The 26,388-nt window shown below is 32.2% G+C and carries 21 protein-coding genes and 1 pseudogene; 20 read left to right on the top strand and 2 right to left on the bottom strand.

Annotation, left to right across the window (positions count from 1 at the left end):
- Positions 1-126: 126 nt before the first annotated feature.
- Positions 127-2,379, top strand: a pseudogene (locus IDG63_RS08995) (DUF1542 domain-containing protein); the annotation flags it as partial.
- Between the two features lie 116 nt (positions 2,380-2,495).
- On the opposite strand, the gene IDG63_RS08990 reads toward IDG63_RS08995, so the two are convergent.
- Positions 2,496-3,764 carry a BaiN/RdsA family NAD(P)/FAD-dependent oxidoreductase gene (locus IDG63_RS08990; RefSeq protein WP_000285017.1) on the bottom strand — a complete coding sequence of 423 codons (1,269 nt, stop codon included), beginning with the start codon at positions 3,762-3,764 and terminating at the stop codon, positions 2,496-2,498.
- A gap of 406 nt (positions 3,765-4,170) precedes the next feature.
- On the opposite strand from IDG63_RS08990, the gene IDG63_RS08985 reads away from it, so the two are divergent.
- The 8 genes from IDG63_RS08985 (at position 4,171) to IDG63_RS08950 (ending at position 13,351) form a co-directional block, all read left to right on the top strand.
- Complete coding sequence (locus tag IDG63_RS08985; protein WP_000004335.1) at positions 4,171-5,832, top strand: putative polysaccharide biosynthesis protein; 1,662 nt, start codon at positions 4,171-4,173, stop codon at positions 5,830-5,832.
- A complete protein-coding gene (locus IDG63_RS08980) occupies positions 5,829-6,524 on the top strand; it encodes a pseudouridine synthase (protein ID WP_001217124.1) in 696 nt (231 codons plus the stop codon). Before IDG63_RS08985 ends, IDG63_RS08980 begins: the two co-directional genes overlap by 4 nt.
- A 16-nt stretch (positions 6,525-6,540) precedes the next feature.
- Entirely contained in the window at positions 6,541-6,963 is a 423-nt protein-coding gene (locus IDG63_RS08975; RefSeq protein WP_001051856.1) for a YtxH domain-containing protein, read from the top strand.
- 805 nt (positions 6,964-7,768) lie between these two features.
- Positions 7,769-9,178: an Mn(2+)-dependent dipeptidase Sapep gene (gene sapep / locus IDG63_RS08970; RefSeq protein ID WP_000265416.1), complete on the top strand. Its 1,410-nt coding sequence runs from the start codon at positions 7,769-7,771 to the stop codon at positions 9,176-9,178.
- Positions 9,179-9,181: 3 nt separating this feature from the next.
- The gene (gene dat, locus IDG63_RS08965; protein WP_000411085.1) at positions 9,182-10,030 is read left to right on the top strand and encodes a D-amino-acid transaminase; all 849 of its coding nucleotides are present in this window, start codon (positions 9,182-9,184) and stop codon (positions 10,028-10,030) included.
- Between the two features lie 549 nt (positions 10,031-10,579).
- A complete protein-coding gene (locus IDG63_RS08960) occupies positions 10,580-11,371 on the top strand; it encodes a phosphotransferase family protein (RefSeq protein WP_000434769.1) in 792 nt (263 codons plus the stop codon).
- Positions 11,372-11,385: 14 nt separating this feature from the next.
- The gene (gene trmB, locus IDG63_RS08955) at positions 11,386-12,030 is read left to right on the top strand and encodes a tRNA (guanosine(46)-N7)-methyltransferase TrmB (RefSeq protein WP_001266165.1); all 645 of its coding nucleotides are present in this window, start codon (positions 11,386-11,388) and stop codon (positions 12,028-12,030) included.
- A 478-nt stretch (positions 12,031-12,508) separates the two neighbouring features.
- Positions 12,509-13,351 carry a YtnP family quorum-quenching lactonase gene (locus IDG63_RS08950; RefSeq protein WP_000689582.1) on the top strand — a complete coding sequence of 281 codons (843 nt, stop codon included), beginning with the start codon at positions 12,509-12,511 and terminating at the stop codon, positions 13,349-13,351.
- Between the two features lie 124 nt (positions 13,352-13,475).
- On the opposite strand, the gene IDG63_RS08945 is transcribed toward IDG63_RS08950, so the two are convergent.
- Positions 13,476-13,787 carry a PepSY domain-containing protein gene (locus IDG63_RS08945; RefSeq protein ID WP_000163829.1) on the bottom strand — a complete coding sequence of 104 codons (312 nt, stop codon included), beginning with the start codon at positions 13,785-13,787 and terminating at the stop codon, positions 13,476-13,478.
- 86 nt (positions 13,788-13,873) lie between these two features.
- On the opposite strand from IDG63_RS08945, the gene IDG63_RS08940 reads away from it, so the two are divergent.
- The 11 genes from IDG63_RS08940 (at position 13,874) to IDG63_RS08890 (ending at position 26,345) form a co-directional block, all read left to right on the top strand.
- Positions 13,874-14,950, top strand: coding sequence for a M42 family metallopeptidase (locus IDG63_RS08940; RefSeq protein ID WP_100127019.1), 1,077 nt, complete (start codon positions 13,874-13,876; stop codon positions 14,948-14,950).
- A 64-nt stretch (positions 14,951-15,014) separates the two neighbouring features.
- Entirely contained in the window at positions 15,015-15,326 is a 312-nt protein-coding gene (locus tag IDG63_RS08935) for a thioredoxin family protein (protein ID WP_000811163.1), read from the top strand.
- Positions 15,327-15,425: 99 nt separating this feature from the next.
- Complete coding sequence (locus IDG63_RS08930) at positions 15,426-16,283, top strand: DUF1444 domain-containing protein (RefSeq protein WP_001091387.1); 858 nt, start codon at positions 15,426-15,428, stop codon at positions 16,281-16,283.
- 28 nt (positions 16,284-16,311) lie between these two features.
- Positions 16,312-16,908: a YtpR family tRNA-binding protein gene (ytpR, locus tag IDG63_RS08925; protein ID WP_001048368.1), complete on the top strand. Its 597-nt coding sequence runs from the start codon at positions 16,312-16,314 to the stop codon at positions 16,906-16,908.
- Positions 16,909-16,928: 20 nt separating this feature from the next.
- Entirely contained in the window at positions 16,929-20,753 is a 3,825-nt protein-coding gene (locus tag IDG63_RS08920; protein WP_000118282.1) for a DNA translocase FtsK, read from the top strand.
- Positions 20,754-20,776: 23 nt separating this feature from the next.
- Positions 20,777-22,090, top strand: a complete 1,314-nt coding sequence (gene murC / locus IDG63_RS08915) for a UDP-N-acetylmuramate--L-alanine ligase (RefSeq protein ID WP_000150169.1) — start codon at positions 20,777-20,779, stop codon at positions 22,088-22,090.
- 73 nt (positions 22,091-22,163) lie between these two features.
- Positions 22,164-22,655, top strand: coding sequence for a DUF948 domain-containing protein (locus IDG63_RS08910; RefSeq protein ID WP_000383814.1), 492 nt, complete (start codon positions 22,164-22,166; stop codon positions 22,653-22,655).
- A gap of 73 nt (positions 22,656-22,728) precedes the next feature.
- Positions 22,729-24,087, top strand: coding sequence for a coiled-coil domain-containing protein (locus IDG63_RS08905; protein WP_000193923.1), 1,359 nt, complete (start codon positions 22,729-22,731; stop codon positions 24,085-24,087).
- A gap of 134 nt (positions 24,088-24,221) precedes the next feature.
- On the top strand, positions 24,222-24,326 hold the full coding sequence (locus IDG63_RS08900; protein WP_001791758.1) for a hypothetical protein: 105 nt from the start codon (positions 24,222-24,224) through the stop codon (positions 24,324-24,326).
- Between the two features lie 460 nt (positions 24,327-24,786).
- Positions 24,787-25,878, top strand: a complete 1,092-nt coding sequence (locus tag IDG63_RS08895; protein WP_000066382.1) for a bifunctional 3-deoxy-7-phosphoheptulonate synthase/chorismate mutase — start codon at positions 24,787-24,789, stop codon at positions 25,876-25,878.
- A gap of 353 nt (positions 25,879-26,231) precedes the next feature.
- Entirely contained in the window at positions 26,232-26,345 is a 114-nt protein-coding gene (locus IDG63_RS08890) for a hypothetical protein (RefSeq protein ID WP_001803513.1), read from the top strand.
- Positions 26,346-26,388: the final 43 nt, after the last annotated feature.

Raw genomic sequence — 26,388 nt, 5'->3', positions numbered from 1 at the left:
TTCAGTGTAAAATGTACTTGGGTCATGTAAAAGTCCTCCTGGGTATGTTTTTGTCGTTAAAAACATTGTACCGTAAAAGGACTGTTATATGGCCTTTTTACTTTTACACAATTATACGGACTTTATCAAAAAGCGAATGAATTACGTGCTAAGATTAATCAGGATAAAGAAGCAACAGCAGAAGAAAGACAAGTAGCACTAGATAAAATCAATGAATTTGTAAATCAAGCCATGACAGATATTACGAATAATAGAACAAATCAACAAGTTGATGATACAACAAGTCAAGCGCTTGATAGCATTGCTTTAGTGACGCCTGACCATATTGTTAGAGCAGCTGCTAGAGATGCAGTTAAGCAACAATATGAGACTAAAAAGCGCGAAATTGAGCAAGCGGAACATGCGACTGATGAAGAAAAACAAGTTGCTTTAAATCAATTAGCGAATAATGAAAAACGTGCATTACAAAACATCGATCAAGCAATAGCGAATAATGATGTGAAACGTGTTGAAACAAATGGCATTGCTACACTAAAAGGTGTACAACCTCATATTGTAATTAAGCCTGAAGCACAACAAGCAATAAAAGCAAGTGCAGAAAATCAAGTAGAATCAATAAAAGATACACCACATGCAACAGTTGATGAATTAGATGAAGCGAATCAATTAATTAGCGACACACTCAAACAAGCGCAACAAGAAATAGAAAATACAAATCAAGATGCTGCTGTTACTGATGTTAGAAATCAAACAATCAAGGCAATAGAGCAAATAAAACCTAAAGTAAGACGTAAACGAGCTGCGCTTGATAGCATTGAAGAAAATAATAAAAATCAACTCGATGCAATCCGAAATACGTTGGATACTACTCAAGATGAAAGAGATGTTGCTATTGATACTTTAAATAAAATTGTAAATACAATTAAAAATGACATTGCACAAAACAAAACGAATGCAGAAGTGGATCGAACTGAGACTGATGGCAACGACAACATCAAAGTGATTTTACCTAAAGTTCAAGTTAAACCAGCAGCGCGTCAATCTGTTGGTGTAAAAGCCGAAGCTCAAAATGCACTAATCGATCAAAGCGATTTATCAACTGAAGAAGAAAGACTAGCTGCTAAACATTTAGTAGAACAAGCACTTAATCAGGCTATTGATCAGATCAATCATGCAGATAAGACTGCCCAAGTTAATCAAGATAGTATAAATGCTCAAAATATTATTTCAAAAATTAAACCAGCGACAACAGTTAAAGCAACAGCATTACAACAAATTCAAAATATCGCTACAAATAAAATTAATTTAATTAAAGCAAATAACGAAGCGACAGATGAAGAACAAAATATTGCAATAGCACAAGTTGAAAAAGAGTTAATTAAAGCTAAACAACAAATTGCTAGTGCAGTGACTAATGCAGATGTGGCATATTTATTGCATGATGAGAAAAACGAAATTCGTGAAATCGAACCTGTTATTAACAGAAAGGCGTCTGCTCGAGAACAATTGACAACATTATTCAACGATAAAAAACAAGCAATTGAAGCGAATATTCAAGCAACGGTAGAAGAAAGAAATAGTATATTAGCACAGTTACAAAATATTTATGACACTGCTATTGGACAAATTGATCAAGATCGTAGCAATGCACAAGTTGATAAAACAGCATCATTAAATCTACAAACAATACATGATTTAGATGTACATCCTATTAAAAAGCCAGATGCTGAAAAAACGATTAATGATGATCTTGCACGCGTCACTGCTTTAGTGCAAAATTATCGAAAAGTAAGTAATCGTAATAAGGCTGATGCATTAAAAGCTATAACTGCTTTAAAATTACAAATGGATGAAGAATTAAAAACAGCACGCACTAATGCTGATGTTGATGCAGTTTTAAAACGATTTAATGTTGCATTAAGCGATATAGAAGCAGTAATTACTGAAAAAGAAAATAGCTTACTGCGAATTGATAACATTGCTCAACAAACATATGCGAAATTCAAAGCGATCGCAACACCAGAACAATTAGCTAAAGTAAAAGTATTAATTGATCAATATGTTGCAGATGGCAATAGAATGATTGATGAAGATGCGACATTAAATGACATCAAACAACACACGCAATTCATTGTTGATGAAATTTTAGCAATTAAATTACCAGCTGAAGCGACGAAAGTATCACCAAAAGAAATTCAGCCAGCTCCAAAAGTTTGTACGCCTATTAAAAAAGAAGAGACACATGAATCGCGCAAAGTTGAAAAAGAACTTCCAAATACAGGTTCTGAAGGAATGGATTTACCATTGAAAGAATTTGCACTGATTACAGGTGCGGCTTTGTTAGCTAGAAGACGTACTAAAAACGAAAAAGAATCATAATTAACGAAATGACCTTAATATAACGACACTTTTTAGTGACTCAGTTATATTAAGGTCATTTTTATTTGAATGAAAAAGTTGATCTACTAAAGAGAATCGAACTAAATTTTATACTATTATTCCATTGATGCATGTGAGTAATGACCGGCATATAATCCAGCGACATGTCCTGTTACGAGTGCACTTGTAATATTATAACCACCAGTATAACCATGTATATCTAATACTTCACCACATAAAAATAATCCCGGAACTAATTTAGACATCATTGTTTTAGGTTGAATTTCTTTAAGTGACACACCACCACCTGTGACAAATGCCTTATCTATAGGTAATGTCCCGTTTACCTTAAATATAAACCCTTTGAACATATTTACTAAGTCGTTCAATTGTTGATTTGATAAGTGATGTGATGTGGTATTTTCATCGATTCCAGCTTGTTCTAGCATGAACAGTAAATAGCGCTCTTCAATTAGTCCATGCAAGCTGTTTTTAATAATTTTATCTGGTGTGTCCGATAATAATGATGTGATGTGTTGTTTTAATTGTTCATGGTTTAATTCAGGAAATGCATCGATTGCCATAGAAATGTGCTGTGTCTTTTGATTTTTTTGTTCTTTATAAACAAACTGACTACATCTTAATGCAGCTGGACCACTGATGCCAAAATGAGTAAATAACATATCCATTTGATGACTGATGCGTTTTTTACCATTTTTCTTAAGTACTGACAATTCAACATCTTTTAAACTTAAACCTTTTAGACGATTGGATTTGATGAAAGGTTCAGCTGATGTAATTGGAACTTCGGTCGGGAATAACTCAGTAATGGTATGACCTAAATCTTGTGCGAACTTATAACCATCACCAGTTGAACCAGTTTGAGGGACACTTGTACCACCTGTAGCAATCACTAGCGAATGGCTTTCATAACTATTATTTTGAGTATGTACAGTGAAAGTTTGGTCTGTATTAACTTCGATTCTACTAACAGCTTCTTCTTCTTTAATCGTTACATGTTGGCGTTCGATAGTTGTCACTAATGTATCAACCACGTCTTGTGCTTTGTTGGAAACTGGAAACATACGCCCGTGATCTTCTTCTTTTAATTTAACACCCCTAGACTCAAAAAAATCTATGATGGATTCATTATCAAAAATTGAAAAGGGACTATATAAAAATTTCCCATTTCCAGGAATGTTCTTAATAATTTCAGCATATGGTAATCGATTAGTTACGTTACATCTACCGCCACCAGATATTTTGAGTTTACGACCTAGACCTTTCTTTTTTTCAATGAGTAACACACTGCTACTTTGTTCGCTTGCAGCTACTGCCGCCATTAAGCCGCTAGGTCCGCCTCCGATAATAATTGTTTGATACATATACGCTTCCTCCAAATTTGTTACTGGACATTCAATTGCTATTTTATAGTACTTTTTTAAACTTTGCTATATCTCTTGTGTTATGAGATGACAATTATGTTGAATATATTTATAATGTGAACTTCATAAAAAATGAAGATGTATGTGTATGATAAGAATGATTTTTCTACTGTTATGCTATGTTCATCTCAAATAGTAGTATAATGTTCATATGAAATTTCGTAATATTCTAATCAAAATCGAGTATTCAATGACAATGCGTTGATAATTTTGTTATGATAATTCATTGAATATACGACAATGAAATAAAGTTTTGTGATATATTCATAATAATGAAAAATGATTTTACAGAGAAATAGCTTTGAGTTTACAAAACTTTAATAAACATGAGATAGGGAGATTCGTAATGAGTGAAAGTAAAGAAATGGTGCGTGGAACCTTTTTAATTACCATTAGTATATTAATTACCAAGGTATTGGGCGTACTTTTTATCATTCCATTCAACTATTTAATTGGTGGACAAGAAAATATGGCGCCGTTCACATATGCTTATGCACCATATAATATTGCAATTGCAGTTGCGACAGCAGGTGTACCATTAGCAGCTTCGAAATATGTTGCGAAATATAATGCTATTGGGGCATATAAAGTAAGTCAGAAATTTTATAAATCGAGTTTTATTGTAATGAGTATTACCGGTGTTTTAGGTTTCTTGGTACTGTATTTCTTAGCACCTTATATTTCTGAATTAACATTAGCTAGAAACATTCATGATAAAAACGGTTGGTCAGTCGATGATATTACTTGGATTATAAGAATCATTAGTATGGTTGTTATCTTTATTCCTGTATTAGCGACATGGAGAGGGATATTCCAAGGTTATAAATCTATGGGGCCAACAGCAGTGTCAGAAGTAACTGAGCAAATTGCACGCGTGATTTTCATATTAATCGGAAGTTATTTAGTACTAAATGTCTTTGATGGCTCTATTTTATTAGCCAATGGTATTGCTACTTTTGCAGCAGCAGTTGGTGCGATTATTGGTATATTCACACTCTGGTATTACTGGAGAAAGCGTAAGCATAATATTGATCGTATGGTCGAATCTGATTACACAGATATAGATGTGTCATATGGCAAGATGTATAAAGAAATTATTGCTTATAGTATACCGTTCGTTATTGTAAGTTTGAATTATCCATTATTTAACTTAGTAGATCAATTTACACATAACGGTGCTTTATCTTTAGTTGGTATACCTTCACAGTTACAAGATATATTCTTTAATATGCTAAATATGTCAACTAATAAAATTGTAATGATTCCGACATCATTAAGTGCTGGTTTTGCAGTGAGTTTAATTCCTTATATTACAAAAACATTTGCAGAAGGTCGCTTACATGAAATGCATCATCAAATTAGAACATCTATTGGTGTATTAATGTTTATAACTGTTCCAGCTAGTATTGGAATTATGGCCTTGGCACAACCATTATTCACAGTTTTCTATGGTTACGATCCAATTGTTTTAGGTCATGACCCTAACCATGATGGTAGTCGCTTATTATTCTATTATGCGCCTGTAGCAATACTAATTTCACTATTAAGTGTAACGGCATCAATGTTACAAGGTATAGATAAACAGAAATTAACAGTTTATGTTATTTTAGCTTCTGTAGTTATCAAGTTAGCGTTAAACTATCCATTAATTATGTTATTCCATACACCTGGTGCAATTTTAAGTACTAGTATCGCATTATTATTTGCAATTGGATGTAATTTCTATATTCTTAAAAAATATGCGAAGTTTAAATTCAGCTATAGTTGGATTCATTTTGCAAAAATATTCTTGTATTCATTTATTATGATGCTAGGTGTAGAATTAGTATTTTTCCTTGCAAATCTATTCTTAGAACCTACTAAACTTGGTTACTTAATCATTATTATTTTAGGTGTTACAGTAGGTATTCTAATTTACGGTACAATCACAATTAAAACGCGTCTTGCGGACGAATTCTTAGGTGAAATTCCTGAAAAATTAAGACGTAGAGTTAGGTTTTTACGATGAGAATAGATAAATTTTTAGCAAATATGGGCGTTGGTACACGTAATGAGGTCAAACAGTTACTTAAAAAAGGCCTTGTAAATGTCAACGAACAAGTAATTAAATCACCAAAAACACATATAGAACCAGAAAACGATAAGATAACAGTTCGTGGAGAATTAATAGAATACATTGAAAATGTCTATATTATGTTAAATAAGCCAAAAGGTTATATATCAGCAACTGAAGATCATCATTCAAAAACCGTTATTGATTTAATACCTGAATACCAACATCTAAATATTTTTCCGGTTGGTCGTCTTGATAAAGATACAGAAGGGCTTTTATTGATAACGAATGATGGTGATTTTAATCATGAATTAATGAGTCCAAACAAACATGTTTCTAAAAAATATGAAGTTATTTCAGCAAATCCTATCACTGAAGACGACATTCAAGCTTTTAAAGAGGGTGTAACACTGTCTGATGGCAAGGTTAAGCCTGCAATTTTAACTTATATTGATAATCAAACGTCACACGTAACAATTTATGAAGGAAAATATCATCAAGTTAAACGAATGTTTCATAGCATTCAAAATGAGGTATTACATTTAAGACGTATCAAAATTGCTGATTTAGAATTGGACAGCAATCTAGATTCAGGAGAATATCGTTTATTAACTGAAAATGATTTTGACAAATTAAATTATAAATAAAAGGGAGACGATTGATATGGCAAAAGGTAATTTATTTAAAGCGATTTTAGGTATAGGTGGCGCTGTAGCAGCTGTACTTGTTACACGTAAAGATAGTCGTGACAAGCTGAAAGCAGAATATAATAAATATAAACAAGATCCTCAAAGCTATAAAGATAATGCTAAGGATAAAGCGACGCAATTAGGAACAATTGCTAATGAAACAATTAAAGAAGTAAAAACAAATCCGAAAGAATATGCTAATAGATTAAAAAATAATCCAAAAGCATTTTTCGAAGAAGAAAAATCAAAATTTACCGAATATGACAATAAGACTGACGAAAGTATTGAAAAAGGTAAATTTGATGATGAAGGTGGCGCAGCACCAAATAATAATTTACGTATCGTCACTGAAGAAGATTTAAAAAAGAATAAAAATGCATTATCTGATAAAGAATAAGATGTGAGTAGGACAGAAATGATAAGGGAGTGGGACAGAAATCATATTTTAGCAAAATTTATTTCGTCGTCCCACCCCGGCAAGGTTGACTGGAATTGAAAAAAGCTTGTTACAAGCGTATTTTCATTCAGTCAACTACTGCCAATATAATATTGTAAACTATAGGACATTTATTAGTGTTTCAAGTTCTTTATCGTTAGTCATAGCTAATATGTATTTAGAAAGAAGAATACATGCGTGAAACTCATGCATAAAAAATACTAATATCTAAAGAAAACGTATTTCTTTATCTTTTTGAAATTCTCTGTGTTGGGGCCCTTACCCCAACTTTCACATTATTGAAAGCTGACTATTGGCCAGCTTCTGTGTTGGGGCCCCGCCAACTTGCACATTATTGAAAGCTGACTATTGGCCAGCTTCTGTGTTGGGGCCCTTACCCCAACTTTCACATTATTGAAAGCTGACTATTGGCCAGCTTCTATGTTGGGGCCCCGCCAACTTGCATTGTCTGTAGAATTTCTTTTCGAAATTCTCTATGTTGGGGCCCCGGGGCGCATTTTCGTTCGGTTAATTACTGTCAATATTAAATTGTGTGCCTAGTACATTGACTTATATCTCGAGCTCTTGAATATGTGTATTTTAAATATATAAATTAAAAAAGGAACAAAGCAGCTATTTATGATTTGTGTCATATCAATAGCATCGTTTTGTTCCTTTTTATTATTTTCTGACATCTTATTGTAGTTTTTATATCTTTTCATGTAAAATAGAATTTAACTTATAGAAAAAAGGAAGTCGATTTCGAATGTGGAAAGAAAAAGTTCAACAATACGAAGATCAAATCATTAATGACTTAAAAGGATTATTAGCAATTGAAAGTGTGAGAGATGATGCAAAAGCATCAGAAGACGCACCAGTTGGTCCAGGTCCTCGTAAGGCATTAGACTACATGTATGAAATTGCACATAGAGATGGATTTACAACACATGATGTGGATCATATTGCAGGAAGAATTGAGGCAGGTAAAGGAAATGACGTATTAGGTATCTTATGTCATGTTGACGTTGTTCCTGCTGGTGATGGATGGGATAGTAATCCGTTCGAGCCGGTTGTAACAGAAGATGCTATCATAGCTAGAGGTACACTTGATGACAAAGGTCCAACAATTGCTGCTTATTATGCAATTAAGATATTAGAAGATATGAATGTGGATTGGAAGAAACGTATTCATATGATTATTGGTACGGATGAAGAATCTGATTGGAAATGTACGGATCGCTATTTTAAAACAGAAGAAATGCCAACATTAGGTTTTGCACCAGATGCAGAATTTCCATGTATTCATGGTGAAAAAGGCATTACAACATTTGATTTAGTTCAAAATAAACTTACTGAAGATCAAGATGAACCTGATTATGAATTAATAACTTTTAAATCTGGTGAACGTTACAACATGGTACCTGATCATGCAGAAGCAAGAGTGCTTGTTAAAGAAAATATGACAGATGTTATTCAAGACTTTGAGTACTTTTTAGAACAAAATCATTTACAAGGTGATAGTACTGTTGATAGTGGCATTCTAGTTTTAACAGTTGAAGGTAAAGCGGTTCATGGTATGGATCCATCTATCGGTGTGAATGCGGGTCTTTACTTACTAAAATTCTTAGCATCATTAAATCTTGATAATAATGCACAAGCGTTTGTAGCATTTAGTAATCGCTACTTATTTAATTCAGATTTTGGTGAAAAGATGGGAATGAAATTCCATACAGATGTCATGGGTGACGTGACAACTAACATTGGTGTTATTACATATGATAATGAAAACGCAGGTCTTTTCGGTATCAACTTACGCTACCCAGAAGGATTTGAATTTGAAAAAGCTATGGATTGTTTTGCAAATGAGATTCAACAATATGGCTTTGAAGTGAAATTAGGTAAAGTCCAACCACCACATTATGTTGATAAAAATGATCCTTTTGTACAAAAGTTAGTTACTGCATATAGAAATCAAACAAATGATATGAGTGAACCTTATACTATAGGTGGCGGTACTTATGCGAGAAACTTAGACAAGGGTGTAGCATTTGGCGCAATGTTTAGTGATTCTGAAGATTTAATGCATCAGAAAAATGAATATATCACTAAAAAACAGTTATTTAACGCAACTAGTATTTACTTAGAAGCAATTTATTCATTATGCGTGGAGGAATAATATATGGAAAAAATTTTTTTAAATGGTGAGTTTGTAAGTCCAAGTGAAGCAAAGGTTTCATACAACGACAGAGGATACGTATTTGGCGATGGTATTTATGAATACATTCGAGTATATAATGGTAAGTTATTTACAGTAACAGAACATTATGAAAGATTTTTACGTAGTGCCAATGAGATTGGTTTAGATTTAAATTATTCTGTAGAAGAATTAATTGAACTATCTCGTAAATTAGTTGATATGAATCAAATTGAAACTGGGGCAATTTATATTCAAGCAACGCGTGGTGTAGCTGAAAGGAATCATAGCTTCCCGACACCTGAAGTAGAACCAGCAATTGTTGCTTATACAAAGAGTTATGATCGTCCTTATGATCATTTAGAAAATGGTGTGAATGGTGTTACCGTTGAAGATATCCGATGGTTACGTTGCGACATTAAAAGCTTGAACTTATTAGGAAATGTATTAGCAAAAGAATATGCTGTGAAATATAATGCAGTTGAAGCAATTCAACATCGAGGTGAAACTGTAACTGAAGGATCTTCAAGTAATGCTTATGCAATTAAAGACGGTGTGATTTATACACATCCGATTAACAACTATATTCTTAATGGTATTACACGAATTGTAATTAAAAAAATTGCCGAAGACTATAACATCCCATTTAAAGAAGAAACGTTTACTGTAGATTTCTTGAAAAACGCAGATGAAGTTATTGTTTCAAGTACTTCAGCTGAGGTTACACCTGTTATTAAATTAGATGGTGAACCAGTTAATGATGGTAAAGTTGGCCCAATTACACGTCAACTACAAGAAGGATTTGAAAAGTATATAGAGTCACACAGTATTTAAAATTCTTTCATCATATTTTTAGATTAAATTACTTAAATTTATCAACTTTCGTAAGTGAATTATGTTATAATTTAAAACGAAGCTTAAAAGTGTTGTTTAGAAAACACATATTAGTAAAAAGTGCCATTTTGTTTCTCATTTTCAGTTGAAATATAATGATAAAAATTATAAAATTTTCTATGAGTTACAAATATGATGTGCATCATATTTTGCTAAGTACGTAAATGTTACAGTTCATAAATTTATGCTAACCATGAAAATGGGATAGCAATTATTTTGAAAACTAGAGTTTATCGCCTACAGAGATTCAAAAACATGTAGTTTTAGACACGGTAACATTATATGTCATGTAAGCGACTTTAGAATGTATGGTGTCAATGACAGACATATTGATTTAATTTAAGTTGTTTAATGTAGGCATTAGTTTAGGATTTACAATAATTATCTGGACATAATATTTGTACCAGTATGGTGTTATAAATTAGAATATATGGCTCTTGAAAAACCTATTTCTAGAGCCATTTTCTAATTGAAAGTGAGGTGGACGAGTTGGAGCAGTTTTATCAATTAGGGTGGACACTTGATTCAGCAGGTGGTGCATCTGGTGAAGCATATATGGCTGAACAAGATGGACAAAAGTTGTTTTTAAAACGAAATTCAAATCCATTTATTGCGGCATTATCAGCAGAAGGTATTGTGCCCAAATTAGTATGGACGAAACGCATAGAAACAGGCGAGGTTGTTACAGCACAACATTGGAAAAATGGGCGTGAACTATCTTCAAACGAAATGAAGCAAACAAGAGTTGCACATTTATTAAAGAAGATACACAATTCTAGACCTTTATTAAGTATGTTAAAGCGTATGGAAATGGAACCTATTACTCCTGAGATTATGCTTAATAAAATTAATGCCTCTTTATCAAGGGAAGTTTTAACACATCATATTGTGAGAAAATCATTAACCTATTTAGAAGAGCATATGCCGAGTTTAGATTCACGTTTTTTCACTGTTGTACATGGTGATGTGAATCATAATAATTGGTTATTATCTGATCGTGATGAACTATTTTTAGTCGATTGGGAAGGTGCAATGATTGCAGACCCGGCAATTGATATCGGAATGCTGCTTTACAACTATGTTCCACAACAACAATGGTCTGAATGGCTTGAAACATATGGTGTTCAAGAGAGCTTGAATTTAAATAAACGTATGAAATGGTATACGGTAATTCAATCTATAGGTCTTGTTCAATGGTATGAAGAGCAAAAAAGATATAAGGATATGAACACTTGGCTTAAATTCCTAAATGAAGTTATGAATAGTAACATGTTTATTTAAGAGGAGAATAAAATATGAGAGTTCGATACAAACCATGGGCTGAAGATTATTTAAAAGGTCATCCTGAATTGGTTGACATGGACGGTCAACATGCAGGGAAAATGACTGAATGGTTTGATAAAACGCAACCGATACACATTGAAATTGGTTCGGGTATGGGGCAGTTTATTACAACATTAGCTGCTCAAAATCCTCATATTAACTATATTTCAATGGAACGTGAGAAAAGTATCGTTTATAAAGTATTGGATAAAGTTAAAGAGATGGGTTTAACAAATTTAAAGATTATTTGTAATGACGCCATTGAATTAAATGAATATTTTAAAGACGGCGAAGTTTCGCGTATTTATTTGAACTTTTCAGATCCATGGCCAAAAAATCGTCATGCAAAACGACGTTTAACGTATCATACGTTTTTAGCGTTGTATCAACAAATCTTAAATGATGAAGGAGATTTACATTTTAAAACTGATAACAGAGGACTATTTGCCTACAGTTTAGAAAGTATGTCTCAATTTGGAATGTATTTTACAAAAATAAATCTAAATTTACATCAAGAAGACGATGGCAGTAATATTTTAACAGAATATGAAAAGAAATTTTCGGATAAAGGGTCACGTATTTATCGTATGGAAGCGAAATTCCATTCACAAAAATAGAGCACTTATGAGGGTATGTACACATACAATCATAAGTGTTTTTTCGTACTATAATGGTTCTATAGAAAAAGCATATTAGGGTTCAATAATAAATCGGACTGATGGAAAAAAGTATTTTACTTTTCATCTGTCCGATTTTTTGATTTTGAATATAAAAAAGCGCAATTATCTCTATAATTAAAAGTGACTAAACAAATAACTAAAGGAGATAATGCGCCTATGAACAATGTTATACTAAATACCTTTGATTTAAAAGAATAAAGCTTGCATTTTACTTGTAAATTTTAATTATTAATTTAAAATTACAGGCCGATGGTTATGATGCATTTACATATAATATGATTGCATTAATCTTTATAAATAGTTAGAAGTGTATTAGTGTGGGGCGTTTCGTTTTTGTTCGCATTTATGAATAGTGATATGATGTAATAAACACATGCTAATTGTAATAACGAATACAGAAAGAATAGGTGATGTTATGAAAATCGGGGATATATCTATTCATTATCTAAATGGTGGCAATACAAAAATGGATGGCGGTGCAATGTTTGGTGTTGTTCCGAAGCCGTTGTGGTCAAAGCAATACAATGCAAATGAACGAAATCAAATCAATTTACCGACACATCCAATTTTGATTCAAACGGCTCAATATAATTTGATTATAGATGCGGGTATTGGTAATGGTAAATTATCTGAAAAGCAATTACGTAATTTTGGAGTAGATGAAGAAAGTCATATTATTGCTGATTTGGCAAATTATAATTTAACGCCAAAGGATATTGATTATGTGCTAATGACACATATGCATTTTGATCATGCTGCCGGTTTGACTGATCAAGCGGGACATGCAATTTTTGAAAATGCGATTCATGTTGTGCAACAAGATGAGTGGCATGAGTTTATTGCACCTAATATAAGAAGTAAATCAACTTACTGGGATAAGAATAAAGGCGATTATAGTAACAAGTTGATTTTATTCGAAAAACATTTTGAACCGGTTCCGGGTATCAAGATGCAACATAGTGGAGGTCATAGCTTTGGCCACACGATTATTACGATTGAAAGTCAAGGAGATAAAGCAGTTCATATGGGTGATATATTCCCAACTACTGCACATAAAAATCCTCTATGGGTAACGGCATATGATGATTATCCTATGCAATCGATTCGTGAAAAAGAACGCATGATACCATATTTTATTCAGCAACAATATTGGTTCTTGTTTTATCATGATGAAAACTACTTTGCTGTAAAATACAGCGATGATGGTGAAAACATAGATGCATATATTTTACGTGAAACATTAGTTGATAATAACTAAAATAAAGATGTATTACTAAACAAATTTTCAAAAATAAAAAATTGAGCCACATCCAATCTTACTAATTAGGGTGTGGCTCATTTTTAAGTTTTACGATCCAAATCAAATATGGATAAAATTCGTATTAACGCTCTACAATGTTAATGACTTCACCAGTATATGCATCTGCATAAAAATCATAATGAATATTTTGACCATTTTTAATAGTTGTAATTCCACCTTGATAAACTAAACGGTATTTATCAGTTTCAGGATGAACGAATGGTTCATAAACGATATATGAGCCTTTGACATTCATAAAATATGATTTTACTTCATTAAGTACTTTAACGGGATTATAGCGTTTACGATTAATATATTGGATGATTGAAATGGTAGAAATAATTACAATGGCTACTGCAATTATTGTTGGAATTATATATTTCAGTTTAGTCATCATTTATGCTCCCTTGATTTCAAATTCATATCATTAGTTTACCATATTGAAGATGATATAATAACTTATAAGGAGTGAGAACTTTTATGAACATAAATAAAAAAGTAACATTACAACGAATTCAAACTTTAACTGAGCTTCATGGGGCACCAGGTTTTGAAGAAGAAGTAAAAAATTATATGACTCAGCAAATGGCGCCGTACGTAGATGAATTTATTGAAAATCGTATGGGTGGATTTTTTGGTGTGAAAAAATCTAAAAATCCAAATGCAAAACGTGTAATGATTGCAGCACATATGGATGAAATCGGATTTATGATTACAAATATCACTAAAAATGGAATGATTCAATTCACAAATTTAGGTGGTGTTGCAAATGATATTTGGCAAGGACAACGCTTAGTAATTAAAAATAGAAATGGCGATAAAATTATCGGTGTTGTTTCTAATATACCTAAACATTTTCGTACTGGTAGTGAAGGTGCACCGGAAATTAAAGATTTAACATTAGATATAGGTGCTCAAAATGAAGATGAGGTGCGTGAGCGCGGAATAGATATAGGAGATACAATTGTACCTCACACGCCATTCACACAGTTATCTGAACATCGATATAGTGCTAAAGCATGGGATAATCGTTATGGTTGTGTCTTGGCAATTGAAATACTAGAATTATTAAAAGATATAGAATTAGATGTAGACTTGTATGTTGGCGCAAATGTTCAAGAAGAGGTTGGATTACGAGGTGCGAAAGCATCTGCAGAGATGATAGACCCAGACGTTGCATTTGTAGTTGATTGTTCACCTGCCAATGATGTTAAAGAAAACCAACCATTATCTGGTGAACTTGGTAAAGGGACGTTAATTCGCATAAAAGACGGTACAATGATTTTAAAGCCTGCATTTAGAGACTATTTATTAAAGTTAGTTGAAGCACATGACATTGAACATCAATACTATATGTCACCAGGTGGAACAGATGGTGGAGAAATTCATAAAGCTAATATTGGTATTCCGACTGCAGTAATTGGTGTATGTGCACGATATATTCATAGTACAGACTCAGTATTTGATATAAGAGACTATTTTGCAGCTAGATCTTTACTTTCAGAAGCCATTTGTAATTTAGATAATAATCAAATAGAAACATTACAATATAAATAATCGGGTAATAACAACTATTATCTCTAAATAGTTATATATAATCATTAATTAAGGAGACATAAAAATGAAACAACTTGAATCAGAACAACAATTTGAATCTTTAAAACAAGGTGCTACAGTATTTGAATTCACTGCAGGCTGGTGTCCAGATTGTAGAGTGATAGAACCAGATTTACCGGAATTAGAAGCGAGATATCCTATGTTTGACTTCGTATCAGTAGACCGTGATAAATTTATGGATATTTGTATTGAAAATGGTATTATGGGTATTCCAAGTTTTCTAGTATATAAAAATGGAGAACTGCTTGGAAGTTATATTGGAAAAGAACGAAAATCAATTGAACAGATAGATGCATTTTTAGCTCAATACGTGTAATTTAGACTAGAGAAAAACGGGGTAATACTCGTTTTTCTCTGTTACTATGTGTTGATTTATTGTAAACTATTATAAGGTGCGAAATTAGGAGTGTTACATATGAATACCTTTCAAATGAGAGATAAATTAAAGGAACGTTTAAGCCATTTAGACGTTGATTTTAAATTTAATCGTGAAGAAGAAACTTTGCGTATTTATCGAACAGATAATAACAAAGGTATCACGATTAAACTTAACGCTATAGTCGCAAAATATGAAGATAAAAAAGAAAAAATTGTAGATGAAATTGTTTATTACGTTGATGAAGCTATTGCACAAATGGCAGATAAAACCCTTGAGAGTATATCATCTAGTCAAATTATGCCTGTCATTAGAGCGACTAGCTTTGATAAAAAAACTAAACAAGGTGTTCCTTTTATCTATGATGAGCATACTGCAGAAACAGCAGTTTATTATGCAGTCGATTTAGGGAAATCATATCGTCTAATTGACGAAAGCATGTTAGAGGATTTGAAGTTAACTGAACAACAAATAAGAGAAATGTCTCTGTTTAATGTTAGAAAATTGTCAAATTCATATACGACTGATGAAGTAAAAGGTAATATTTTTTATTTTATTAACTCAAATGACGGGTATGATGCAAGTAGGATACTAAATACTGCATTTTTAAATGAAATTGAGGCACAATGTCAAGGCGAAATGCTCGTAGCAGTGCCACACCAAGATGTGTTAATTATTGCAGATATACGCAATAAAACAGGATATGATGTGATGGCACATTTAACAATGGAATTTTTCACTAAAGGTCTAGTTCCAATTACATCATTATCCTTTGGATATAAACAGGGTCATCTTGAACCGATATTTATTTTAGGTAAAAATAATAAACAAAAAAGAGATCCAAACGTGATTCAGCGTTTAGAAGCAAATCGTCGTAAATTTAATAAAGATAAATAGAAATAATTGGATAAGGAGTTTTGTCATAATGAATTTATTTTACAATCCTAAATATGTAGGAGATGTCGCATTTTTACAAATTGAACCAGTTGAAGGTGAATTAAACTACAATAAAAAAGGTAATGTTGTTGAAATTACTAATGAAGGTAATGTTGTAGGTTATAATATTTTTGAAATCTCAAAAGATATAACAATTGAAGAAAAAGGTCATATTAAATTAACTGATGAACTTGTAAATGTATTCCAAAAGCGTATTTCAGAAGCTGGTTTTGATTATAAATTAAATGCTGATCTATCACCGAAATTTGTAGTTGGCTACGTTGAAACTAAAGACAAACATCCTGATGCAGATAAATTAAGTGTACTAAATGTAAACGTTGGAAATGACACATTACAAATTGTATGTGGCGCGCCTAACGTTGAAGCTGGACAGAAAGTTGTTGTTGCTAAAGTAGGTGCAGTGATGCCTAGCGGTATGGTAATTAAAGATGCTGAATTACGTGGTGTTGCCTCAAGCGGTATGATTTGTTCAATGAAAGAATTGAATTTACCTAATGCACCTGAAGAAAAAGGTATTATGGTATTAAATGACAGCTATGAAATTGGACAAGCATTTTTTGAATAATTAAGGAAGGTAGTGAAAATATGAGCTGGTTTGATAAATTATTCGGCGAAGATAATGATTCAAATGATGACTTGATTCATAGAAAGAAAAAAAGACGTCAAGAATCACAAAATATAGATAACGATCATGACTCATTACTGCCTCAAAATAATGATATTTATAGTCGTCCGAGGGGAAAATTCCGTTTTCCTATGAGCGTAGCTTATGAAAATGAAAATGTTGAACAATCTGCAGATATTATTTCAGATGAAAAAGAACAATACCATCGAGACTATCGCAAACAAAGCCACGATTCTCGTTCACAAAAACGACATCGCCGTAGAAGAAATCAAACAACTGAAGAACAAAATTATAGTGAACAACGTGGGAATTCTAAAATATCACAGCAAAGTATAAAATATAAAGATCACTCACATTACCATACGAATAAGCCAGGTACATATGTTTCTGCAATTAATGGTATTGAGAAGGAAACGCACAAGTCAAAAACACATAATATGTATTCTAATAATACAAATCATCGTGCTAAAGATTCAACTCCAGATTATCACAAAGAAAGTTTCAAGACTTCAGAGGTACCGTCAGCTATTTTTGGCACAATGAAACCTAAAAAGTTAGAAAATGGTCGTATCCCTGTAAGTAAACCTTCAGAAAAAGTTGAGTCAGATAAACAAAAATATGATAAATATGTAGCTAAGACGCAAACGTCTCAAAATAAACAATTAGAACAAGAAAAACAAAATGATAGTGTTGTCAAACAAGGAACTGCATCTAAATCATCTGATGAAAATGTATCATCAACAACAAAATCAATGCCTAATTATTCAAAAGTTGATAATACTATCAAAATTGAAAATATTTATGCTTCACAAATTGTTGAAGAAATTAGACGTGAACGAGAACGTAAAGTGCTTCAAAAGCGTCGATTTAAAAAAGCGTTGCAACAAAAGCGTGAAGAACATAAAAACGAAGAGCAAGATGCAATACAACGTGCAATTGATGAAATGTATGCTAAACAAGCGGAACGCTATGTTGGTGATAGTTCATTAAATGATGATAGTGACTTAACAGATAATAGTACAGATGCTAGTCAGCTTCATACAAATGGCATAGAGAATGAAACTGTATCAAATGATGAAAATAAACAAGCGTCAATACAAAATGAAGACACTAATGACTCTCATGTAGATGAAAGTCCATACAATTATGAGGAAGTTAGTTTGAATCAAGTATCGACAACAAAACAATTGTCAGATGATGAAGTTACGGTTTCGAATGTAACGTCTCAACATCAATCAGCACTACAACATAACGTTGAAGTAAATGATAAAGATGAACTAAAAAATCAATCCAGATTAATTGCTGATTCAGAAGAAGATGGAGCAACGAATAAAGAAGAATATTCAGGAAGTCAAATCGATGATGCAGAATTTTATGAATTAAATGATACAGAAGTAGATGAGGATACTACTTCAAATATCGAAGATAATACCAATAAAAACGCGTCTGAAATGCATGTAGACGCTCCTAAAACGCAAGAGCACGCAGTAACTGAATCTCAAGTAAATAATATCGATAAAACGGTTGATAATGAAATTGAATTAGCACCGCGTCATAAAAAAGATGACCAAACAAACTTAAGTGTCAACTCATTGAAAACGAATATTGTGAATGATGGTCATGTTGTGGAAGATTCAAGCATGAATGAAATAGAAAAGCATAACGCAGAAATTACAGAAAATGTGCAAAACGAAACAGCTGAAAGTGAACAAAATGTCGAAGAGAAAACTATTGAAAACGTAAATCCAAAGAAACAGACTGAAAAGGTTTCAACTTTAAGTAAAAGACCATTTAATGTTGTCATGACGCCATCTGATAAAAAGCGTATGATGGATCGTAAAAAGCATTCAAAAGTCAATGTGCCTGAATTAAAGCCTGTACAAAGTAAGCAAGCTGTGAGTGAAAGAATGCCTGCGAGTCAAGCCACACCATCATCAAGCACTGATTCACAAGAGTCAAATACAAATGCATATAAAACAAATAATATGACATCAAACAATGTTGAGAACAATCAACTTATTGGTCATGCAGAAACAGAAAATGATTATCAAAATGCACAACAATATTCAGAGCAGAAACCTTCTGTTGATTCAACTCAAACGGAAATATTTGAAGAAAGTCAAGATGATAATCAATTGGAAAATGAGCAAGTTGATCAATCAACTTCGTCTTCAGTTTCAGAAGTAAGCGACATAACTGAAGAAAGCGAAGAAACAACACATCCAAACAATACTAGTGGACAACAAGATAATGATGATCAACAAAAAGATTTACAGTCATCATTTTCAAATCAAAATGAAGATACAGCTAATGAAAATAGACCTCGGACGAACCAACCAGATGTTGCAACAAATCAAGCTGTACAAACAACTAAGCCGATGATTCGTAAAGGCCCAAATATTAAATTGCCAAGTGTTTCATTACTAGAAGAACCACAAGTTATTGAGCCGGACGTGGACTGGATTACAGATAAAAAGAAAGAACTTAATGACGCATTATTTTACTTTAATGTACCTGCAGAAGTACAAGATGTAACTGAAGGCCCAAGTGTTACAAGATTTGAATTATCAGTTGAAAAAGGTGTAAAAGTTTCAAGAATTACGGCATTACAAGATGACATTAAAATGGCATTGGCAGCGAAAGATATTCGTATAGAAGCGCCTATTCCAGGAACTAGTCGTGTTGGTATTGAAGTTCCGAACCAAAATCCAACGACGGTCAACTTACGTTCTATTATTGAATCTCCAAGTTTTAAAAATGCTGAATCTAAATTAACAGTTGCGATGGGGTATAGAATTAATAATGAACCATTACTTATGGATATTGCTAAAACGCCACACGCACTAATTGCAGGTGCAACTGGATCAGGGAAATCAGTTTGTATCAATAGTATTTTGATGTCTTTACTATATAAAAATCACCCTGAGGAATTAAGATTATTACTTATCGATCCAAAAATGGTTGAATTAGCTCCTTATAATGGTTTGCCACATTTAGTTGCACCGGTAATTACAGATGTCAAAGCAGCTACACAGAGTTTAAAATGGGCCGTAGAAGAAATGGAACGACGTTATAAGTTATTTGCACATTACCATGTACGCAATATAACAGCATTTAACAAAAAAGCACCATATGATGAAAGAATGCCAAAAATTGTCATTGTAATTGATGAGTTGGCTGATTTAATGATGATGGCTCCGCAAGAAGTTGAGCAGTCTATTGCTAGAATTGCTCAAAAAGCAAGAGCATGTGGTATTCATATGTTAGTAGCTACGCAAAGACCATCTGTCAATGTAATTACAGGTTTAATTAAAGCCAACATACCAACAAGAATTGCATTTATGGTATCATCAAGTGTAGATTCGAGAACGATATTAGACAGTGGTGGAGCAGAACGCTTGTTAGGATATGGCGATATGTTATATCTTGGTAGCGGTATGAATAAACCGATTAGAGTTCAAGGTACATTTGTTTCTGATGACGAAATTGATGATGTTGTTGATTTTATCAAACAACAAAGAGAACCGGACTATCTATTTGAAGAAAAAGAATTGTTGAAAAAAACACAAACACAATCACAAGATGAATTATTTGATGATGTTTGTGCATTTATGGTTAATGAAGGACATATTTCAACATCATTAATCCAAAGACATTTCCAAATTGGCTATAATAGAGCAGCAAGAATTATCGATCAATTAGAGCAACTCGGTTATGTTTCGAGTGCTAATGGTTCAAAACCAAGGGATGTTTATGTTACGGAAGCAGATTTAAATAAAGAATAATTATGAGTAAGGAGTTTTATATAATGACACACTATCATTTTGTCGGAATTAAAGGTTCTGGCATGAGTTCATTAGCACAAATCATGCATGATTTAGGACATGAAGTTCAAGGATCGGATATTGAGAACTACGTATTTACAGAAGTTGCTCTTAGAAATAAGGGGATAAAAATATTACCATTTGATGCTAATAACATAAAAGAAGATATGGTAGTTATACAAGGTAATGCATTCGCGAGTAGCCATGAAGAAATAGTACGTGCACATCAATTGAAATTAGATGTTGTAAGTTATAATGATTTTTTAGGACAGATTATTGATCAATATACTTCAGTAGCTGTAACTGGTGCACATGGTAAAACTTCTACAACAGGTTTATTATCACATGTTATGAATGGTGATAAAAAAACTTCATTTTTAATTGGTGATGGCACAGGTATGGGATTGCCTGAAAGTGATTATTTCGCTTTTGAGGCATGTGAATATAGACGTCACTTTTTAAGTTATAAACCTGATTACGCAATTATGACAAATATTGATTTCGATCATCCTGATTATTTTAAAGATATTAATGATGTTTTTGATGCATTCCAAGAAATGGCACATAATGTTAAAAAAGGTATTATTGCTTGGGGGGATGATGAACATCTACGTAAAATTGAAGCAGATGTTCCAATTTATTACTATGGATTTAAAGATTCGGATGACATTTATGCTCAAAATATTCAAATTACGGATAAAGGTACTGCTTTTGATGTGTATGTGGATGGTGAGTTTTATGATCACTTCCTGTCTCCACAATATGGTGACCATACAGTTTTAAATGCATTAGCTGTAATTGCGATTAGTTATTTAGAGAAGCTAGATGTTACAAATATTAAAGAAGCATTAGAAACGTTTGGTGGTGTTAAACGTCGTTTCAATGAAACTACAATTGCAAATCAAGTTATTGTAGATGATTATGCACACCATCCAAGAGAAATTAGTGCTACAATTGAAACAGCACGAAAGAAATATCCGCATAAAGAAGTTGTTGCAGTATTTCAACCACACACTTTCTCTAGAACACAAGCATTTTTAAATGAATTTGCAGAAAGTTTAAGTAAAGCAGATCGTGTATTCTTATGTGAAATTTTTGGATCAATTAGAGAAAATACTGGCGCATTAACGATACAAGATTTAATTGATAAAATTGAAGGTGCATCGTTAATTAATGAAGATTCTATTAATGTATTAGAACAATTTGATAATGCCGTTGTTTTATTTATGGGTGCAGGTGATATTCAAAAATTACAAAATGCATATTTAGATAAATTAGGCATGAAAAATGCGTTTTAATATGTTTATAATAGAGTAGTATGGGTATTTATTATTAATGACATTATTACATGTTAATTAGGAGGCGTTTTTAATGGATTGGATTTTACCAATTGCTGGAATTATCGCTGCGATTGCATTCTTAATTTTATGTATCGGTATCGTAGCTGTATTAAATTCTGTTAAGAAAAACTTAGATTATGTTGCAAAAACACTTGACGGTGTAGAAGGTCAAGTTCAAGGTATTACTCGTGAAACAACAGATTTACTTCATAAAGTAAACCGTTTAACTGAGGATATCCAAGGTAAAGTAGATCGTTTAAACTCAGTTGTAGATGCTGTTAAAGGTATCGGTGACTCAGTACAAACGTTAAACAGCTCTGTAGATCGTGTAACAAATTCAATTACACATAATATTTCTCAAAATGAAGATAAAATCTCACAAGTTGTTCAATGGTCAAATGTTGCAATGGAAATTGCAGACAAATGGCAAAATAGACACTACCGTCGTGGAAGTGCAAATTACAAAGCTAATAATGTAGCAACTGATGCAAATCATAGCTATACTTCTCGAGTAGATAAATAATTAATAATTAAACAAATGCACTTAAATGAGGTTGTTACTTATTTAAGTGCATTTGTTATAGGAGGATATACAAATGACGCAGCAACAAAATGATAAAAGAACATTAAAAAATAAACACACTTATCAAAATGAACCACTACCAAACCGTAAAGATTTTGTTGTTAGTTTTATAACTGGCGCGCTTGTTGGTTCAGCTTTAGGTTTGTATTTTAAAAATAAAGTTTATCAAAAAGCAGATGATTTAAAAGTCAAAGAACAAGAACTGTCGCAAAAGTTTGAAGAAAGAAAAACGCAACTTGAAGAAACGGTTGCCTATACAAAAGAACGTGTTGAAGGATTTTTAAACAAATCTAAAAATGAGCAAGCGGCATTAAAGGCACAACAAGCAGCGATAAAAGAAGAAGCAAGTGCAAATAATTTAAGTGATACATCACAAGAAGCACAAGAGATTCAAGAAGCTAAAAGTGAAGCACAAGCAGAAGCGGATAAAAGTGTGGCTGTATCAAATGAAGAGTCAAAAGCATCGGCATTAAAAGTACAACAAGCAGCAATAAAAGAAGAAGCAAGTGCAAATAATTTAAGTGACACGTCACAAGAGGCACAAGAGATTCAAGAAGCTAAAAAAGAAGCACAAGCAGAAACAGATAAAAGTGCAGCTGTATCAAATGAAGAACCAAAAGCAGTGGCATTGAAAGCACAACAAGCAGCGATAAAAGAAGAAGCAAGTGCAAATAATTTAAGTGATACATCACAAGAGGCACAAGAGGTTCAAGAAGCTAAAAAAGAAGCACAAGCAGAGAAAGACAGTGACACATTAACTAAAGATGCAAGTGCAGCAAAGGTAGAAGTATCAAAACCAGAGTCACAAGCTGAAAGATTAGCAAATGCTGCAAAACAGAAGCAAGCTAAATTAACACCAGGTTCAAAAGAGAGTCAATTAACTGAAGCGTTATTTGCAGAAAAACCAGTTGCTAAAAATGACTTGAAAGAAATTCCTCAATTAGTTACTAAAAAGAATGATGTATCAGAGACAGAGACGGTTAATATAGATAATAAAGACACTGTTAAACAAAAAGAAGCTAAATTTGAAAATGGTGTTATTACACGTAAAGCTGATGAAAAAACAACTAATAATACAGCTGTTGACAAGAAATCAGGTAAACAATCTAAAAAAACAACACCTTCAAATAAACGAAATGCATCAAAAGCATCTACAAATAAAACTTCAGGTCAGAAAAAGCAACATAATAAGAAATCATCACAAGGTGCAAAGAAACAAAGTAGTTCAAGTAAGTCAACTCAAAAGAATAATCAAACTAGTAATAAGAATTCAAAAACAACAAATGCTAAATCATCCAATGCATCAAAAACGCCAAATGCTAAAGTTGAGAAAGCTAAAAGTAAAATAGAGAAACGTACATTCAATGACTAAGATTACTAAAATCGTTGAATAATCAATCATAGCAGTAAGCTATGTAATATATTTTTAAAAATTGAATTTCAAAATAAAAGGTAGGCATTCAGGTGCTTACCTTTTTTGATATCATCAGTTTATTTTGAAAGGCAATGCGATCATTTCATGTATTTATGTTGTTTGAAACATCGTTAGATAACAATAGTGATATTGCACATTTTAAGCTGAAGATGGAAAAATATTCGATAATCAAATAAACAATGAATTTTAGAAGGTACAATGACGTTCACTAATTTAAATATAGCTGAATGTGTTGGTGAGTGATGTTCACTATAGATTTATATTAATATACAAAGACAAAGGTTGTTAATTTTTATTAAGCGTTAGGTTGAATGTATGAGAATTTTAGATTTATAATAGAAGATAGAAACGAAAATTTTTCTTAAAAGCAGTAATGTTGACTCAAAATAAGCTATAATAATGACACTTATTTAATTGATTAACATTTGCTAATAAATATCAATATAGAATATAACTTTCCAATAATGACTGAGAAAATCGAAATGTCAGTCTCGAATCATATAATTAGAAAATTGGTTATTTTCTGTCAATTTAGGGTTGAACTATACATATGATATTGTTAGAATATTTTTTAACATTATATTTTATTGCTTTAAAGTGGAATATACTTGAAATAATTAGTAGAGGTGAGTAAGGATGAGTAATAAATTAGAATCATACAGAAGTGAGATTGTATCACTGAATCATCAAATTTTAGACTTATTATCTAAACGTGGTGAACTAGCACAAAAAATTGGGGAAGAAAAATTAAAACAAGGTACACGTATCTATGATCCACAACGTGAAAAAGAAATGCTTAACGACTTAATCGATAGTAACAAAGGACCATTCAACGATAATACTATTAAGCAATTATTTAAAGAAATTTTCAAAGCCTCTACAGATTTACAAAAATCTGAAAATGAAAAACATTTATATGTATCACGTAAGTTGAAACCTGAAGATACGATTGTAACATTTGATAATGGGGGCATTATTGGAGACGGCAATAAATCATTTGTATTTGGGCCATGTTCAGTTGAATCATTTGAACAAGTTGAAGCTGTTGCTAAAAACTTATATGCTAAAGGTGAAAAATTTATTCGTGGCGGTGCATTTAAACCACGTACATCACCATATGATTTCCAAGGCCTAGGTGTTGAAGGACTTAAAATACTTAAACAGATTAAAGATAAATATGATTTAAATGTTGTCAGCGAAATCGTAAATCCAAATGATTTTGAAGTGGCTGATGAGTATTTAGACGTATTCCAAATTGGTGCACGTAATATGCAAAACTTCGAGTTATTAAAAGAAGCTGGCCGTACGAAAAAGCCTATTCTATTAAAACGTGGTTTATCTGCTACAATCGAAGAGTTTGTTTATGCAGCTGAATACATTGCTTCACAAGGTAATCAAAACATTATTTTATGTGAACGTGGAATCCGAACTTATGAAAAGGCGACACGTAACACTTTAGATATTTCAGCAGTACCAATTTTAAAACAAGGTACACACTTACCAGTCATGGTAGATGTAACGCATAGTACAGGTCGTAAAGATATCATGTTACCAACTGCGAAAGCAGCATTAGCAGTTGGTGCTGATGGAGTTATGGCTGAGGTGCATCCAGATCCATCTGTTGCACTTAGTGATGCGGGTCAACAAATGGATTTAGATGAATTCCAAGCATTTTATGATGAATTAAAGCCTTTAGCTGATTTATATAACGCTAAAAAGTTAAAATAATATTCCAAGGAAACTATAGACTACTTAACTAATATGTCATGTTGAAGTAGAATATTATCTTTGAATCGACAATTTTAAACTAGTAGCCATTCTAAGAGTATATTACTTTTAGAGTGGCTATTATTTTTTGTATAGAAATAAAGGTATACTGCACTTAACGATTGTTATAATACCTCGACACATGTTCAATTTCACAATTATTAAAGATTATGACTGATAGCAGTAATTAAAATTATAACTATGAATTATCTGTAAAATATAATAGATTCACACATTTGTTACTGAAATGTGAACATTTTTCAACAAATGCAATTGATATTTGAAAAGGCTTTCTCAAAATATTACAATTAAAAATGAAAAAAGTTTATATAAAATTAAAATATATCGTTCGTTATCATTTAGCGGTTGTTTTTATTTCAAGCTTTTCGCTAAATTTTTCCAAACAAAAATATGTTACTGTAAATTAAAATATGGTAAACTATGAAAATGAAATGAAAACATGTTATTATA

The organism is Staphylococcus sp. EG-SA-14 (assembly GCF_017151935.1).
GTDB classification, from domain to species: Bacteria; Bacillota; Bacilli; order Staphylococcales; family Staphylococcaceae; genus Staphylococcus; species Staphylococcus aureus.
This window is presented reverse-complemented; position numbering and strand designations above follow the sequence as displayed.

What these genes read in the sequence shown, in the direction of transcription:
- IDG63_RS08940 (WP_100127019.1), top strand. Translation starts at nt 13,874, where the DNA reads ATGAACATAAATAAAAAAGTAACATTACAACGAATTCAAACTTTAACT.
- IDG63_RS08975 (WP_001051856.1), top strand. Translation starts at nt 6,541, where the DNA reads ATGGCAAAAGGTAATTTATTTAAAGCGATTTTAGGTATAGGTGGCGCT.
- sapep (WP_000265416.1), top strand. Translation starts at nt 7,769, where the DNA reads ATGTGGAAAGAAAAAGTTCAACAATACGAAGATCAAATCATTAATGAC.
- IDG63_RS08985 (WP_000004335.1), top strand. Translation starts at nt 4,171, where the DNA reads ATGAGTGAAAGTAAAGAAATGGTGCGTGGAACCTTTTTAATTACCATT.
- IDG63_RS08910 (WP_000383814.1), top strand. Translation starts at nt 22,164, where the DNA reads ATGGATTGGATTTTACCAATTGCTGGAATTATCGCTGCGATTGCATTC.
- IDG63_RS08935 (WP_000811163.1), top strand. Translation starts at nt 15,015, where the DNA reads ATGAAACAACTTGAATCAGAACAACAATTTGAATCTTTAAAACAAGGT.
- IDG63_RS08900 (WP_001791758.1), top strand. Translation starts at nt 24,222, where the DNA reads ATGCGATCATTTCATGTATTTATGTTGTTTGAAACATCGTTAGATAAC.
- IDG63_RS08890 (WP_001803513.1), top strand. Translation starts at nt 26,232, where the DNA reads ATGAAAAAAGTTTATATAAAATTAAAATATATCGTTCGTTATCATTTA.
- dat (WP_000411085.1), top strand. Translation starts at nt 9,182, where the DNA reads ATGGAAAAAATTTTTTTAAATGGTGAGTTTGTAAGTCCAAGTGAAGCA.
- IDG63_RS08895 (WP_000066382.1), top strand. Translation starts at nt 24,787, where the DNA reads ATGAGTAATAAATTAGAATCATACAGAAGTGAGATTGTATCACTGAAT.
- murC (WP_000150169.1), top strand. Translation starts at nt 20,777, where the DNA reads ATGACACACTATCATTTTGTCGGAATTAAAGGTTCTGGCATGAGTTCA.
- IDG63_RS08920 (WP_000118282.1), top strand. Translation starts at nt 16,929, where the DNA reads ATGAGCTGGTTTGATAAATTATTCGGCGAAGATAATGATTCAAATGAT.
- IDG63_RS08945 (WP_000163829.1), bottom strand. Translation starts at nt 13,787, where the DNA reads ATGACTAAACTGAAATATATAATTCCAACAATAATTGCAGTAGCCATT.
- IDG63_RS08990 (WP_000285017.1), bottom strand. Translation starts at nt 3,764, where the DNA reads ATGTATCAAACAATTATTATCGGAGGCGGACCTAGCGGCTTAATGGCG.
- IDG63_RS08905 (WP_000193923.1), top strand. Translation starts at nt 22,729, where the DNA reads ATGACGCAGCAACAAAATGATAAAAGAACATTAAAAAATAAACACACT.
- IDG63_RS08950 (WP_000689582.1), top strand. Translation starts at nt 12,509, where the DNA reads ATGAAAATCGGGGATATATCTATTCATTATCTAAATGGTGGCAATACA.
- IDG63_RS08980 (WP_001217124.1), top strand. Translation starts at nt 5,829, where the DNA reads ATGAGAATAGATAAATTTTTAGCAAATATGGGCGTTGGTACACGTAAT.
- IDG63_RS08930 (WP_001091387.1), top strand. Translation starts at nt 15,426, where the DNA reads ATGAATACCTTTCAAATGAGAGATAAATTAAAGGAACGTTTAAGCCAT.
- ytpR (WP_001048368.1), top strand. Translation starts at nt 16,312, where the DNA reads ATGAATTTATTTTACAATCCTAAATATGTAGGAGATGTCGCATTTTTA.
- trmB (WP_001266165.1), top strand. Translation starts at nt 11,386, where the DNA reads ATGAGAGTTCGATACAAACCATGGGCTGAAGATTATTTAAAAGGTCAT.